Origin of the sequence: Undibacterium sp. Ji22W, assembly GCF_049340305.1 — a bacterium.
GTDB lineage: Bacteria > Pseudomonadota > Gammaproteobacteria > Burkholderiales > Burkholderiaceae_D > Undibacterium.
Window position 1 is genome coordinate 981,049 of sequence record NZ_JBMPOU010000002.1, and the last position, 15,284, is coordinate 996,332.

Sequence of the window (15,284 nt, forward strand, 5' to 3'; positions counted from 1 at the left end):
TTATGAAAAAAACTGGCCTCTGTAATCTCAACCCAGAACGGGCTTTTTTGCTGAAACATATACAGTTCGACAAAACTATGGTGAAAGCCGACGGTGTCTATCTGTATGACGAGGAGAATAATCAATATCTGGATTTTCTGGCGCAATATGGTGCCGTCCCTTTCGGCCACGATCCTCAAGACTTACGACAAGCGATCGTTGATTGCGCTGGCGAACCATCGATGGTGCAACCGTTCTACACGCGCGGAGCGAAAGATCTAGCGCGTGAATTGGTTAACTTAGAGCCAGAATTCAATTTCGCTTATGCCGTACTTAGCAATAGTGGTGCGGAATCGGTAGAAGCCGCGCTTAAGATGGCACGCGCCGCGACTGGGCGACAAATTGTCGTAAGCCTCGAATTAGGGTTTCATGGTAAAACTTCCGGAGCACTAGCAGTAACGGGCAATCCACTCTACAGCGAAGCGTTCTTAATCAACACCTCACAAAGCATCAAAGTAGAGCCGGAAAATTTCACCCAATTGGAAGAGGTTTTCGCACAACACGAAATCGCCGGCTTCATATTCGAGACTGTGTTAGGCGAAGGTGGCATGCAGCCCTTGTCCGATGCCTATATTCAAGAGATAGCCGCGTTGTGCAAACAATATGGCGCTATGTTGATCGTCGACGAAATTCAAACGGGTATGGGTCGCCTCGGTGAGTTCTTCTCGATCAAACGCGTGGCGAATGTTAAGCCAGACATTCTATGCTTATCGAAAGCATTGGGCGGTGGATTGATGCCTATCGGCGCCACACTCTGTACCCAAAATGCCTGGACCGAAGAATTCGGCTATTACCACAGTTCAACCTTCGCGAACAATCAACTGGCGAGCAGAGTGGCCTTAGCGACGATAGAGAAATTGCGTGCGAATGACCATGCTATTTTGCGTCACGTGGATCAGATCTCACCTTACCTGAGCGAAAAATTGGACGCCATCGTAGAAAAATATCCCGATGTATTTAGTCAGCATCAGGGTCGTGGATTAATGCACAGCTTACGTGTGAAGCCATTCACTGGCGCTGAAAGTTATTTCCTCGCACATGCCAGTGTACAGGGTTATATCGTTCCATTGATTTGCGGCTTCCTCGTGAATGTGTCCAAAATCATTGTGGCACCGCTGTTCAATCGACCTGACTTATTGCGAATAGAACCTTCCCTGATTATAGAGAAACAGCATATAGATCAACTGGCCTGTGCACTAGAAGAATGTGCATCATTGATACGTTGCAAACAATTCTCTTCGTTGTTCTCTTACTTAATCGCGAGACAACCCGAAGAATTAAGTTACGCCAATAAGAAATTATCTGAAATTACTTTGGTGACCTCACCAACCGCGCTTACCCATCCTACACAAGAAAAATTGGGTAGCTTCGCATTCTTGATTCATCCGACTTCAGATGAAGATTTACTAAACATCATGCCGCGCTCCATCATTGCACTAACCGAGCCGCATAAAACAGAATTTCAAAACTGGATGCAAAGCTGGTTTTCCAAACGCTATGAACCGGCACCGGTATTTCATGCAGCAAAAATACAGTCAGCGTTAGGGGGTTATGTCGAAGGCTGGTTGATCGCATGCCCACTTCCACCGGAACGCATGATGCGTCTGAGTAAAAAGAATCGTCAACGTTTGCTCAGTCAGTACATCGAATGTGCGAAATCAGTAGGTGCTGACATTGTTGGTCTAGGTGCGTTTACTTCCATCATTTCGCGCGGTGGTATGGATATTATCGATGCGGGTATTCCTATCACAACCGGGAATAGTTTTACCGCAATTGCCAGCGCAGAAAGTCTACACAAGGCATTACTCGCAACCGGGCAAAGACATGTCGATACCAATGTGGCGATTATCGGTGCAGCAGGCTCAGTTGGTCGTCTGTCGGCAATCCACCTGTCAGAATATTATGCAATGCTGACTCTGGTCGGTAATTCAAATAATGCGCAAGCACTCGATGCTCTGGCCGCAATTGCAGGTGAAATCTATGCGCAAGCGCTGTTGCAAATGCAGCGCGGCAGCACTATTGGCTTAGCACAATATTTGCGTACACATTTGAATTCACCCTTGACCGTCGTGAGTACCTGTAATCAAGTCTTATTGCGTGATCGAGAAACCGACTATCGTGAAATCAAAGACATCGTCGAAGCCTGTTTGGCCGGCGATCCACCTATTACGATTTCGGTTCAAATTGAAGAAGTGATACGAACCGCCCATGGTGTGCTGTCCGCAACTAGTCAAGGTAAAGGCTTTATTGAACCAGCATGGCTAAAAGAAATGGCTGTGGTATGTGACGCCGCACGCCCACCGGATTTGAAGAGCAGTGTCCGTAAAGATCGCCCCGATGTACTGGTATTTGAAGGTGGAGTCGTCAAATTTGTTGAGCCTTATCTCTTTGGTCGAGCGAACATTTTAGGCTTTGATCAGACCTTAAACCTGGCTTGTTTATCCGAAACCGTTACCCTTGCTATGAGCGGTGTCAAACAATCCTATAGCTTAGGGAATCGCATTTCCTACGAACAGGCTTTACGCGTGTATAGGCTCGCATTGTCGCATGGCTTCGCCGACTGTATCGCGACCACGGAGAATGAACTTGATCTGGAAGCGATGGGATTTACTGACAGCAAGACCAAAAACATGGTGGGCTTAAATCCATGAAAGCCTTCTCTACCGATATGCGCGCAATCCGTCTGGCTTATTGGTCAGAATACAGTGTGTTGTTTTATGCGGCACTTTGCCTGTTATTACTAGGTTCAGCGGGGTCTCAGCTCACATGGGTGCCGCTAGTCAGTCTCATCGCATATGGTTGGCTCATCTATTTGGCGGAAGAATATTTTAGTCATGTCACCTTCTTCCATGGCGTAATGCCACAAGGCAAAATAACTTATCGTTTTCTGTACCGCTTACATCATGGTCACCATGATAAACCGCGTCGTCTCGATTTGTTGTTCACCCCAATGTGGTACACCTTTCCGGCCCTTCTATTGAATGCCGTATGTTTTGCCTTGGTAACGCACGACATAGCGCGCAGCCTAGCGCTCACAGCTGGCTTAATTCTCGGCTATCTGATGTTTGAATGGTGGCACCTGATTGTGCACTCACCAGTGGAACCAGGTCCCATCTTGCGTTATGTCAGGAATCAACACATGGGACATCATTATTGGAATGAAAAACGCTGGTACACGATTTCACCTCCGGCCGTCATTTTTGATGTGATCTTCGGCACTTCCGGTCATGTTCAGCAATCTCCAAGAAGCAGCAACCCAACTACTGCTGGATTAGATCAGGAAGATGAACGTCTCTTAGCTGCACGGGAGTATTACCGCAGCAATAGCGACTGGACCGAGGATGAGTCTTCGATCTGGAAACAAACAGAAAATGAAGGCCTGCAAGAGCGCTAATTCGCAGACCGCGCACACGATCAAACATCGCATTGAAGGAAACTCCATGCTAGACGTATTAGAAAAATTTCAGGCTGACGTCAATACCAATGCCCATATCCAGAGAATCCTTAAAGGTTGGAACACTGATGTCTTATTAGAAGAGAGTGATAGCGATGACAGCTACCGCCTATTAATCAGCGACGGAAAGATAGAACAAATCGTGTATTGCGCTACAAATTCGGATCATGAAGCACCGATGAAAATCGTCGGTGATGCAGCAATCATGCGGGGACTTTTTGATGGAAAAGTAAACGGCATCCGCGCCAATAATGAAGGCTTGATTGCGATCTATGGTGCTATGGGAGATCAGGTCAAACTTGATGCGATTGCGCTCATTTTATGGGGTATCTAGTTTGAAGCATGCGTTGGAAATTTTGAAATTGAGCGCCATTGCGATTGGCATGGCCATCACCATCAGTTGCAATACGATTTTGGTATCTCTGTTTTCGTTTGCGACTGGATCGCAATTGATACTTGCCATCGTGATTGCTGGTGGCTGTATGGCAGTTATAGCGCTTTGTTTCGCCGAGCTTTCGTCGAAGTTCCCCGGCGCGATAGGAATACGAGCGTTTACGAAAGTCGCCTTTGGCAATCAATTTTCACTCGCCGTAAGTTTGTTTTATGTTCTGATGGTTGCCTTGATAGGTGGCTTAGAAGTGTATCTGTGTCATCTGCTCTTGCAACAACTGCTGCCTCCTGCCTTAGCGCTTGGGCTGCTGTTAGCCTTGGTCCTCACTGTCTTGTACATCAATTTGTGTGGTTATGAATTGTCCTTGCAATTACAGATTTTCATGACTCTCAGCGTCGCTAGTATGATGCTTTTGTTGTCAGGCATGGCGATGCAAACCGCTCAGGTGATAAATCATCAGCTAGTTGCCAATGTTTCTGAATCGCACGATTTACTGAATGCAATTCCACGCGCGCTATTTCTTTTCATAGGGATAGAGTGGGCGATTATGCATGTCAGCAGACATCAGAGTTTTAGACGCATCGTGCCAGTTGCCTTATTGTTTGCGGTCCTAATCATCGCCATTTTATATACCAATTTTGCGATGGCTTTGGCGCACAAATTGGAAATAGGGCTGCTACAAGGTGACTTGTTGCCGCACTTGTCATTGGCACGTGCTATGCAGTCAGAATCCGCTAAATTCTTAGTGATCGTGATCAGCTTATTGGCAGTTCTCAGCTCCTTCAATGTCGGGCTCTCGGGCGCTGCGCGAATTTTGTATAGCTTGGCCAGAGAACGTGAATTACCAGGTTGGTTTGCGCAGTTGCATGGTGATAGATTTATACCACGCAATGCAATGCTAGTGATTGCCTTAGCGGTACTGTCGATTGCACCTTTGATGCAAATTCAGGCTTTGAACAGTTGCCTAAGCCAATTATTAAGTTTCCATTTGTCGCTGGTATATGCCTGTGTTTTGTTCGCCTGGTTACAGATGCGCCGTCGTAAAGATCAACGTGGTGTGAGGCAGCATATGCACCCACTTTTAGTGTTGCCATGCGCTGTATTTTTGGTCGTGATCAGTATGGGCGTTTTACTAGATCCAGCCAATCAAGTCATGCGATGGATAGTGTTTAGTGAAATGGCTGCATTGACCGGTGTATGCCTCTATTTGTTCCGTTTACATTTCAGAAAAGTCGAAGGATAAGTCATGAATGATGCAATCACATTAGCAGCGCCTGTAGAGCAAGTTATTGATCAGGTGCCGCAAGCACAAAGTAAATTTATTGCAGAGGATTGGGATCCTTCACGTTTCGATATTCAACATTGGTTAGGACGCGCTCCATGGCGCACTCTCAAGGACACTGAATACGGCATAGGAAAAGATCCGGCGCCGACGCATTTCGCGGTCATTGATGACAAATTGGTGAATCAGATTTATAAACTCGACATCGCCACCTTTTTGACCGCAGAGCGGGTTTCCTATACTGGCATTGCGAAATTGATGCAGCATGCGCCGGATGAAGCTTCGCAAATTTTTTTGGCGACGCAAGCAGTCGATGAAGCACGTCATTACGAAGTATTTTGCCAGCGTTTAGCCCAATTCGGAGTTTCACCGGAGGACCGCGATCAAATGATGGAAGACATGACGACCAAGGAGTTGCGTGCCTTCTATGATTTGATTAAGGAGCAAGTAGATCGTGGCGATTTCGCTGCAGCGATGATGGCGCATAATATTATTTTGGAAGGCATGGCCTATCCTATCTATCGTTACGAATCAGCCTATTGGTCAGTGTTTGACCCGAGCTTAACGCAATTGATTCGCGGTGCTTTTGCTGATGAAGTCCATCATGTTCGCTATGGTGAGGCGATCATACAACGCTATAGCAAACTCGGCGACGACTCCCGCAACACTATGCAACGATTAGCGCGTGAGTTTCATTCACTAATGACCTCCGTGTTTGAATCATCCATTCGGCACTACATCCATCTATATCAATTAGTTGCCGATCAATATATGGATGTCATCGGTGATATTGATATATTCCCGGGGAAGAAAATGCGCGATGTGTCAGAAACTGACCAAGTACATATTTTGTTAACGCAAATTCAAGATGAACATGCACAACGAATGCAGCGCATAGGTTTGTAAACGAATCGGGTTCAATATCGAATCGTTCTAAATTCTAATTCAGATTTTTTGCTCTCTATTTCCAGGATTAATGATGTCACGGTATTTCGCTTTTTTTCTGCCTGCAATCGTGCTTTATGCAACGTTCCTGTCCTGGTCTAAGAATGCAGGTGATCTGGTTTTTGTCTATGCGGCACTTGGATTTATTTTTATTGTTATTCCACTGTTGGATCTGCTCGCTGTGCGCACGGGAGTCTTTATATCCGGGGAAAACTCGGCTCCAATAAGTGAGTTAGTGATTGTCTTACTGAGCTTGCCGCTACAACTAACCAACATCTTTTTCTTTGCCTGGTATCTGACAAATCACGATCTCGTGCTGTATCAGATGATCTTACTGGTTTTGACCGCAGGTATATTTTCAGCTCTGTATGCTCAAAATCCTGCGCATGAATTAATTCACCATGGCAGTCGGTTTGAACGTGTGGTAGGTCTGAGCTTATTCTCGACCAGTTGCTATACCGGTGCGAAATTGGCTCATGTACATAGTCATCACTTATTGGTGGCGACAGATCAAGATCCAACTTCTGCACGCTTTAATCAATCGCTTTACGAATATCTTCCAGGTGCGATTGCAGTCAATTTGTTTGGCTGGTGGGGGCCCAAACATAAGACCGGTACATTCAGTCTAATGCGGAGGAAAATACTGTTAGAAAATTTGATCGGTTATGGGCTCAGTCTCGTTTGGATGTTGACTATCTCCATGCAGTTTGGTGTCTTTGCCTGGGCTTGCTTTTTAGTGCAGTCTTTCATCGGGATCTTGGTGCTGGAAATGATGAATTATATTGGTCACTATGGTCTGGAACGTCACGCAGACAGCCATGGACGATTGGAAAATGTATCAGAGCGCCATGCTTGGGATTGTGATTTGCCATTTAGCAATTTGGTTTTGATCAGCGTGCAGAAACACGCCGATCACCATATAAACCCGAATAAATCTTACGGTGAATTGTGCTGTATCGAGAACAGTCCACGTTTGCCGATAAGCTATCCATTATTATTTTTGTTAAGCTTGGTACCTCCGTGGTGGCGTGCCGTGATTCATCCATGCCTGCAGCGTTTCCGTTCTGACGCAGACGCCGGCTTAGGCGCAAACCTTACTTAGGCTTGGAACGATTTCATGACCTCTAGTTTTAGCACCTCACCGATAGCTCTGTCTTTTCCTGTGCCGAATTTGGTGTTTGAAGGCTGCGATCCGCAACGATGGAACGGTGGCTCGATTGTGAAGAGTCAGTTTTGGAACAGCATGTCCAGTTTGTTGCCGAACATTGAATTTTGTGCGATCCGTAGCTTGATGCCAATGATGCAGCATATTAATGATTCGAAATTGCGCTCGGAAGTTCGACTGTTCTGTGATCAGGAAAATGCACACGGTACCTTACATAGTCATTTCAATCGCGAACATTTGCATACAAATTATCCGCTCCTGAAAAGCATTGAAGCATGGGAGCGTCACTGTTTTTCGTGGATGTCAAAATTTCTTCCGCAACGACTATTCTTAAGTCTATTCGTTGCAGTTGAACATTGGACTGCAGCCTTTTCTCAGCATGGCTTATGCACGCCGGATGCATGGTTCGCAGAGAGTGACCGCACCATGTTTCAGCTCTGGGAATGGCATGCCGTCGAGGAATTAGCACACAAATCTGTCTGCTATGACGTGTATCGCTACTTCAAGGGCGGATATGTGACGCAGGTCATGGGGATGCTATTACTACTGCTATTCATCATGTTGCCTGGGATTTGTGTGCGGCTGGTGTACCTATTTTCCAAGGACAAGGTATGGTGGCATTTGGGTACTTATCGAGAGCTCGCCGCATATTTACTGGGTAGGCAAGGCGTACTACGCAAGACATTTAAAGACTTTCTTCGCTTTTTCAATCCTCGGTTTCGGCCTTGGGATATTAATAGCTTACCGCTTATCGAAGCGTATCTAACCCAAAGAAATGTTGTGCAAGATACGCAGCAGGTTTTACATAAAGTTCGGTCTAACTGTATTTAGAAATAGCCTGAGTTCGATTGTTCACCTGTAACTTAATAAGTATTTTTTGCACGTGATTTTTGATCGTTGAAAATGATATCCCCAAAATGCAGGAAATCTCGAAATTCGTTTTTCCTTCTTTAATCCATTGCAGAATTTCGCATTCACGCGGGGTTAGCTTGCTAATCTTGTCATCTTTCTTGGCCAGGGCTTGTTGATACTCCAGTTGCGACAATACGTTGTGCAAAATTGGCGAGATAATGGCGAAGTGTTTTTTGAATTGATGGGCATCTAAAGCGACACCTCTTATCAACGGATCAGTCATACACAGGTATGTCGTATAACCGTTTCGCCTGTCCATATTTACAGCCACAGCAACCTTATTGAAACCTTTTTGTCGAAACATGGTTTGCCATAGCAAGTCATGCAAACTATCACCACTTAAATCTCCCATCACCGGAGCTCCAGAACACCGCCATTCATCCAGCATAGGGACAGCCAAATTTGGGTCATTGATGTCGAAAGTACGAATCAGAGATTTGGGGAAGTTAGAGGACACGTAGTAGGGAATCATAGCGAATTCTGATTGCATTCTCCCATATCCGATCAACAAGCTGCTGGACGGACAGTGTGTCATCAAGCATTGATCTACCCACGTCTCCAGTTGCACTTTGCTACTAACTTGCGTTAGTTGCTCTATCATTTTCAATACCATTAAATCGTTCATTTCCCATTGCCTAAATGTTAGTTTCCCCCTGACGAGGTAAATGTTTATTGGTTCTGTCTGAAATTGCAGATATCGGATCAAAGCAAGCTGACTATTTCTCTCATCTTAGTCATTGAATTGATGCTTCCTTGAGAAAAGCCCGTGCACCAAAGTCGCAAACCGTTGGGCACTGACAATGAGAGAAATGCATTTGGCAAGGTGGTAGATGCAGCGCCCTTCTTTGTGGCATTTGACATAACTCCAGAACCGTCGCTTTGTTATTTTATCAACAATTGAAAGTATTATTTTCTCTTCTTGTTTTCATAATATCCGCTATTCCAGAGTGCGCCTATTCTTTTATGTGTCTATAAAACAACGTGGCCGTTTCGTCACTATGTTGCATTTTTTTATCCTGTAAGAGTTCTTTAAGGTTTCGGACTGGCTAAGGATTTGGTTTCAGCAATCAATTCTCGTGTTACTGGAGACGATAACTCTACTGGCCTTTGAACCACTTTGACATTTTCCTTCTTCGGCAAGTGGTATTGTGCGACCAACTCATAGAAATCAGCCAATGGCCCACGTTTCACCTCATTTATTTCAATTGGCGTAGTAGAACTGGTGTTGGCATTCGGCGATACAGCCGGTGTTGATTGGGCAAAGCCGTTGGCTGATAAAGTGAGTGCAAAGATAGAAAACGATAAATATTTGATCTTCATTTGTATGCTCCTGATAGTCGGTTAACTGATTGGGTCAAGCGCTAAATTAAGGAATCAATTTCTCATAACGCGCAACTGACAAAGTAACTTGCAAAAAACAAGTTACAACAGATAGTACTTCATAGACTTTCAATTTGCAAGCATGTAAAATGAAAATGTTTTCATCTCGGTTTCAAATTGCATTAGCGCGAAGTATGGGATCGCCTTCATCTTGTTCGCATGCAGTTACCCGTTATCTTGATTCGTCAGAAAATCAATGACAACTGGTGTGAACGAGAGGTGAATTTGCACTTATAAAATATCTAGGTTAGCCAGGGCACTTTATCCGCTCAACTTCAGGAAAAACCAATGACCAACACTTCCATCAAAGCCTGTCCGATTGCACGAGCCGCCCATCTAATTGGTGATGAATGGATACTCCTCATATTGCGTGAGCTATTTAAACGCTCCCATAAATTTGATGAACTACAAAAAGCAACAACCGCCGCCACCAATATTTTGACGAATCGCTTAAAGCGCATGATCGAAGCCGGCGTTGTGATCAAGTTGCCGTATCAGGATCGACCGGTCCGCTACAAATACCGCCTGACCGAAGCGGGCTTAGCGCTCTTGCCTATGGCTTTAGAAATGATGCGTTATGGAGAAAATTGGTTGCCATGTGCTTTGCCAACACCGCTATTATTACGGCATTTAAGCTGTGGTCAAATCACCAGACCTGGTCAAATTTGTACTGTCTGTGGCGAACCTTTGACGGTCAAAACTTTACGCATGGAAGATAATCCGGCCACGACAGTCGAGCCGCAAATTGTCGCCTAACGCGTCGTCATCACATTCAAACTATGTGAGGTTCTTGAGGGCTTCGCGTACAGTCAAGGTTGAAAAACGCGGTGCTTGCATCGCTATGAATTTGCGTACCAGATCGGGGTTCCATTTAGCATAATCGCGTAATGCCCAGCCTATTGCCTTACGGATAAAGAATTCATCTTCACCAGCTAGTTGCTCCGCATAGGAAAACAAACGCAAGGTATCGGTTTGTAACCGCCAGCCCAATTGATGCGTCATCGCAATACGCCGAATCCACATGGATGAATCTTGTAGAGCTTGATCCATGCACACTTGCGCATGGGGTTGTTTGTTGTGCACAGCGAAAAGCACATCACCAATGACCGCTGCCAATCCATCGACACTATCCCACCAAGCTTTCTGTCGAGCCAAATTGAGTAGCTCGGCGACATGTTCTAAAGAGAGAATTTTTCTATGCTGAGCCAACAAGTCTATCGCAACGTAATGAAATTCACGTTGAGGCAATTGCCATAGTGCTTGTGCGAGTTGGAGTAACTCAGTAGGACTAACGGATATTTTTCCTGTTTCTTTTAATAAGTGTCGACGCATGGGTGTTTTAATTCCCAAAAATTCAAATTGCGATCGCATATATGCGCGCATAGGCAATGCGTTTTCTGAATTCGCGTGTGCCAACAATAAAACTTGTATTTGTTGGAAAAATTCACTGACGTGCATAAGACATTTGAAGAGTTAAGAAGAACTGCAACTGCTGCCGCAGCTCGAGCCACAACTAGATCCGCCGCCGCTATCTCCGCTACTATCGGCACCGCTGCCGCTATCACAGTTGGCATCACTGGAGAATAAATCGCTACAGCCTGAAGTGCTAGATGTAGTAGATGTGTTAAATGGATCACTAGAGCTAGCTTGCACATTGGCGAATTGCGCACGTCGTTCTTGCTGGGCGTGATACTGCGCTAACATGGTGGCATTGATTAAGCCCAAGGCCAACAATTCGTCCGGCGAAAAGGAAGCCGGATAGATCATTGCTCCGCTTCCCTGTCCGAGTAAACTCATTGGCTGAAAACCAAGTCGTTGCCCTTCTGAACGGTAGCAGTAACCACGCGGCATTTTTAAGCGTCGGTCTAGTGTGAACAGGGCTGGTACATAATCGCTGAGTTGATCTTCACCCGCCATCCGCCGCAGCTGCAATAGGGTCACAGCCAAAGCGCTACTGATGCCAACTTCCATTTGTTCCGCCACCACGTGTGGAATGCTTTTCCCAAAATTCTGAACACAAAAACGATCAACCTCTTGTGCTGCAAAATAGGTCTGCGGCAAGGTGAGCCAGGCATGCCACACTGAATCAGCAGCTTTTGAAGGCAAACCACATGGGCGATCGACCTGTCGTGCGCACTCAAAAAACATCATCAAGCCTTCTGCAGCCTGAATAAAGAACATGATGTCGGTCGAGATGCCTGTAAATTCTTGCTGAGCGACAGTTTGCCAATGCTTGCAAAGTTCCGGTGGCAACTGACTGAGAGTCCGTCGGTAGGCGGATTGTTGAACAAAACGTCGATAACGTCGTTGTTGCAAACTACTTTTAATACTTGCATGGATTTCACTCAAGTTCATGAAACGCTCCGAAATTATCCTCAAGTCCAAGCCAGCGCAAACACGCAGGCAAGAATCAAAAATAAACTACCGCCGGCCGCCAATCTTGATTTGCGACCTATCGCCGCAGTCCCCATGATTGTTGAATTCTGCGCTATCAATAATAGCACCAGGGCGTGTAAAGGCAATAAGACTGCATTGACAACCTGGCTTGAATAAATTAATGGGATCAAAGGCAATCCCGGAATCGATACCACACTAGCGGCAGCGACCGATAGAACAATAAATGCCGCATAAAAAAACTGAAAATGCTTCGCGTCTAAATCGAGCGAGGCGGGTGCGCCAATCCCCTCGGCGATCGAATATGCCGTTGCAATCGGAACGATCGCTGCCGCCAGTAAAGACGCCCCCAGCAATCCTACTCCGAATAAAATCGTAGCAAAGGATCCAGCCAAAGGTCGCAATGCCAAGGCAGCATCGCCGGCATCTTTAATATGGATCGATGATTTGTGTAAGGTCGCCGCACAGGCGACCGCAATAGCAATCCCGATCACCCCTGTTAGCACTGAACCAATCACGACATCGACTTGCTCCCACCGTAAATTCACCACCGAGATTTTTTTATCGACGGCATACGATTGGATAAATGCCAATCCCCAAGGCGCTAGGGTCGTACCCAGAGTCGCAGCAATCGCAATCCACCCCGAATGATCGTCAGGAAAGTGGGGTACGAACGCATGATGAATGACAGCGGACCAATCTGGTGCGGCCAAAATGCCATCCACAATATACAAAGCCAAGGTCGCTGAAATCACCAACAGAATTTTTTCAATACGGTGAAAAGAACCCAACACGATCACTAGACAAATCAGGGTCGCCGCTAGCGGAGCGCTGATCCAGGAAGGGACACCTATCATACCAAGTGCTGCTGCAATACCGGCATATTCAGCACAAATCGTTCCAAAGTTGGCGAACAATAAACCGATCACTGCCACATAGGCCCAGTGCCGTCCCCAGTGCTGACGAATAACCGCAACAAATCCTTTTCCAGTGACGGCACCAATACGCACCGCCAACATATGAAACTGCACCAGCAATACCGTTGAGAAAGGAATAATCCATAATAAGCGATAGCCGTAATCAGCACCCAGTATGGAATAGGTCGTTATTCCAGCCGGGTCATCATCCGATAATCCAGCCAAAAGGCCAGGTCCTAAAACTGCCATAAATGCGGCCAGCCAACTGAGTCCGGTTTGTCGGAATTCCGAGAAACCGGCGGCGATTCCTCGCTTATGATGCGCGACCAAGTGTGCAGGTTGTCGCCGTGGCTTGCGCATGTATTTCCTAGGTAAAGGTCGAACGAAGATAAGTGAAAATGAAATTTAATACAGAATGACACGAAATCCCTGTCTAAGCAGGGATGGCGCTTCGTTATCTTGAGTTTATCCGAAAGACTTTAGCATTCAATGGGCTTTTTTCTGGACTAATGCACTACCTACACCATGCCGCATAGGTTCACTAATGGCGGTCACGGTGCCATCAGAATTAAATTGAATTGCATTTGCGGCACCGATTTCAGAATCCGATTTATCCATCGCCCACTGATGGCCAAAGCGCGCTAAGCCTGTCGCTTGCACACCACCGATAAAATCCGGCTCGACCTGGGTTTGCGCAGCATTTCGCTCAGACATGCGCGGTGCCGCCAGGGCGCGCATGAGATCCATACCGAGATCGAGATGATTCACGATAGTCTGTAAAACCGTCGTAATGATAGTCGAACCACCTGGGCTACCGACGGTAAATGCTGGCTTTCCGTCTTTCAAAACAATCACTGGCGCGATACTGCTACGCGGACGCTTGCCAGCCTCAGGAATATTTGGATGCGGCGCCGAAAAATCGAAGTCGGTCAATTCATTATTCAATAAAAAGCCATGTCCGGGAACGACCATGCCATTTCCACCCCAGTCTTCTATGGTGTAAGTGTAAGCCACGATATTTCCCTCTTTATCACTTACCGTCAGATGTGTGGTGTGGGTACTTTCTTCTTTGCCCGTCGCTTTCACCGCAGCAGGTGCAGAACCCGCAAACAGGCGAGGGCGTAAGGGAATGCTAGGGTCGTTTTGAAACGCATACGGATCTCCCGGCATGGTGGCACTTTGACGACTAGCAGCCTGATCCAAACGAATTTGTTGTGCGCGAAGCTTACTGTAATCCTTGCTCAATAAACCTTGTACCGGCACATCGACAAACTCAGGGTCGCCAATATAAGCATTACGATCAGCGAAAGCCAGTCTTGATGCCTCAATGTACAAATGTTCAACCTGCTGGCGCGACATTTTTTTAGTATCGAAATTTTCCATCAAATTGAGTGCCTGCGCAACGGTAATCCCACCGCTACTTGGCAAACCCACCGCATACAAGTCATAACCACGATAGGTACTGTGCACTGGCAAACGCATGCGGACTTCATAATTGAGTAAGTCCGCCTGCGTCATAATGCCAGGTCGGACCTTTGCCGAACCTGTTACGGGTGGATGATTGACCGTATTGAGCACGGCATCGGCGATCTTGCCTCGATAAAAGGCATTCGCACCGCCACTCGCAAGTGCTTGATAAGTCTTGGCTAAATCAGGATTTTTAAAATGGTAGCCAACTGGTAGAGGCTGACCATTATGAAGATAGAGCGCGCTGCTGGAGCTGTACAAGGCAAATTTCTTTGCCGCGCCGTTATTCAAATGATGAAACGTTGGAGTAATTGGAAATCCTTGCTGCGCGGTTTGTATTGCAGGCGCCAATACCTGCTTAAACTGCATCGTGCCAAAACGCTTTAGGGCTTCATCCCATCCGCGCACTGTGCCCGGCACACCGACCGCGCGGCCGCTACTGACGGCATCTTCCCACTCGATCGCTTTACCGTCTTCTGTAAAAATAGTCGATTGGACGCTAGCAGGTGCAGTTTCTCTGTGGTCGAGCGTGATGAAGCGTTTTTCTTTTGCCAGATAAATCAGCATAAAGCCACCACCGCCTATGCCGCAACTAAAGGGATCGGTGACTCCCAAAGTGGCAGCAGCCGCTACCGCGGCATCAATCGCATTTCCACCTTGATTCAGAATTTTCAATGCGGCCTGCGAAGCGGCTTCACTAATGGTTGCAACCGCTCCGCCGGTTCCGGTCGCTATCGGAGTTTTGGTGACGCCTATCTTGGTGGATTGAGTTGCTGCTAGCACAGGCAATCCGGAAAAACTGACATGAATCAGGCTAGCAATCAGACCGACCGCTAAGGGGCGCGCGATACTTTGACGTTGAAGAGACATAGATAAACAATCTGCTTAAAGTAATGGGAGAAGCGTCGTGAACAACAATATTGACTTCCCATACCATA

Annotated in this window: 14 protein-coding genes; 8 read left to right on the plus strand and 6 right to left on the minus strand. The window is 46.5% G+C overall.

Features of this window, described 5'->3' with window-relative positions:
- Window positions 1-2: 2 nt before the first annotated feature.
- The 7 genes from ACO0KW_RS10945 (at window position 3) to ACO0KW_RS10975 (ending at window position 8,107) form a co-directional block, all read left to right on the plus strand.
- Window positions 3-2,690, plus strand: a complete 2,688-nt coding sequence (locus tag ACO0KW_RS10945) for an aminotransferase class III-fold pyridoxal phosphate-dependent enzyme (RefSeq protein WP_423053110.1) — start codon at window positions 3-5, stop codon at window positions 2,688-2,690.
- On the plus strand, window positions 2,687-3,433 hold the full coding sequence (locus ACO0KW_RS10950) for a sterol desaturase family protein (RefSeq protein ID WP_423053111.1): 747 nt from the start codon (window positions 2,687-2,689) through the stop codon (window positions 3,431-3,433). Before ACO0KW_RS10945 ends, ACO0KW_RS10950 begins: the two co-directional genes overlap by 4 nt.
- A 46-nt stretch (window positions 3,434-3,479) precedes the next feature.
- Window positions 3,480-3,827, plus strand: coding sequence for a hypothetical protein (locus tag ACO0KW_RS10955; protein ID WP_423053112.1), 348 nt, complete (start codon window positions 3,480-3,482; stop codon window positions 3,825-3,827).
- Entirely contained in the window at window positions 3,796-5,127 is a 1,332-nt protein-coding gene (locus tag ACO0KW_RS10960; protein ID WP_423053113.1) for an APC family permease, read from the plus strand. The genes ACO0KW_RS10955 and ACO0KW_RS10960 overlap by 32 nt, the downstream gene beginning before the upstream one ends.
- Before the next feature lie 3 nt (window positions 5,128-5,130).
- Complete coding sequence (locus ACO0KW_RS10965; protein ID WP_423053114.1) at window positions 5,131-6,072, plus strand: ferritin-like domain-containing protein; 942 nt, start codon at window positions 5,131-5,133, stop codon at window positions 6,070-6,072.
- 70 nt (window positions 6,073-6,142) lie between these two features.
- The gene (locus tag ACO0KW_RS10970) at window positions 6,143-7,213 is read left to right on the plus strand and encodes a fatty acid desaturase (protein WP_423053115.1); all 1,071 of its coding nucleotides are present in this window, start codon (window positions 6,143-6,145) and stop codon (window positions 7,211-7,213) included.
- Window positions 7,214-7,228: 15 nt separating this feature from the next.
- Window positions 7,229-8,107, plus strand: coding sequence for a metal-dependent hydrolase (locus tag ACO0KW_RS10975; RefSeq protein WP_423053116.1), 879 nt, complete (start codon window positions 7,229-7,231; stop codon window positions 8,105-8,107).
- Here the strand turns inward: ACO0KW_RS10975 and ACO0KW_RS10980 are convergent.
- Both ACO0KW_RS10980 and ACO0KW_RS10985 read right to left on the minus strand, forming a co-directional pair.
- Window positions 8,094-8,678, minus strand: coding sequence for a LuxR C-terminal-related transcriptional regulator (locus ACO0KW_RS10980; RefSeq protein ID WP_423053117.1), 585 nt, complete (start codon window positions 8,676-8,678; stop codon window positions 8,094-8,096). The two genes, ACO0KW_RS10975 and ACO0KW_RS10980, sit on opposite strands and share 14 nt — an antisense overlap.
- A gap of 539 nt (window positions 8,679-9,217) precedes the next feature.
- Complete coding sequence (locus ACO0KW_RS10985; protein WP_423053118.1) at window positions 9,218-9,508, minus strand: hypothetical protein; 291 nt, start codon at window positions 9,506-9,508, stop codon at window positions 9,218-9,220.
- A 348-nt stretch (window positions 9,509-9,856) separates the two neighbouring features.
- Between ACO0KW_RS10985 and ACO0KW_RS10990 the strand changes: the two genes are divergently transcribed.
- On the plus strand, window positions 9,857-10,324 hold the full coding sequence (locus ACO0KW_RS10990; protein ID WP_423053119.1) for a winged helix-turn-helix transcriptional regulator: 468 nt from the start codon (window positions 9,857-9,859) through the stop codon (window positions 10,322-10,324).
- Window positions 10,325-10,345: 21 nt separating this feature from the next.
- On the opposite strand, the gene ACO0KW_RS10995 is transcribed toward ACO0KW_RS10990, so the two are convergent.
- The 4 genes from ACO0KW_RS10995 to ggt all read right to left on the minus strand — a co-directional run bounded on the left by ACO0KW_RS10995 (window position 10,346) and on the right by ggt (window position 15,216).
- Window positions 10,346-11,026, minus strand: coding sequence for a DNA alkylation repair protein (locus ACO0KW_RS10995; protein WP_423053120.1), 681 nt, complete (start codon window positions 11,024-11,026; stop codon window positions 10,346-10,348).
- Between the two features lie 15 nt (window positions 11,027-11,041).
- Window positions 11,042-11,923: a hypothetical protein gene (locus ACO0KW_RS11000; RefSeq protein WP_423053121.1), complete on the minus strand. Its 882-nt coding sequence runs from the start codon at window positions 11,921-11,923 to the stop codon at window positions 11,042-11,044.
- A 20-nt stretch (window positions 11,924-11,943) separates the two neighbouring features.
- On the minus strand, window positions 11,944-13,239 hold the full coding sequence (locus ACO0KW_RS11005) for an Nramp family divalent metal transporter (RefSeq protein ID WP_423053122.1): 1,296 nt from the start codon (window positions 13,237-13,239) through the stop codon (window positions 11,944-11,946).
- 126 nt (window positions 13,240-13,365) lie between these two features.
- Window positions 13,366-15,216 (minus strand): gamma-glutamyltransferase, encoded by a 1,851-nt coding sequence (ggt, locus tag ACO0KW_RS11010; RefSeq protein WP_423053123.1) that lies wholly within the window; start codon window positions 15,214-15,216, stop codon window positions 13,366-13,368.
- Window positions 15,217-15,284: the final 68 nt, after the last annotated feature.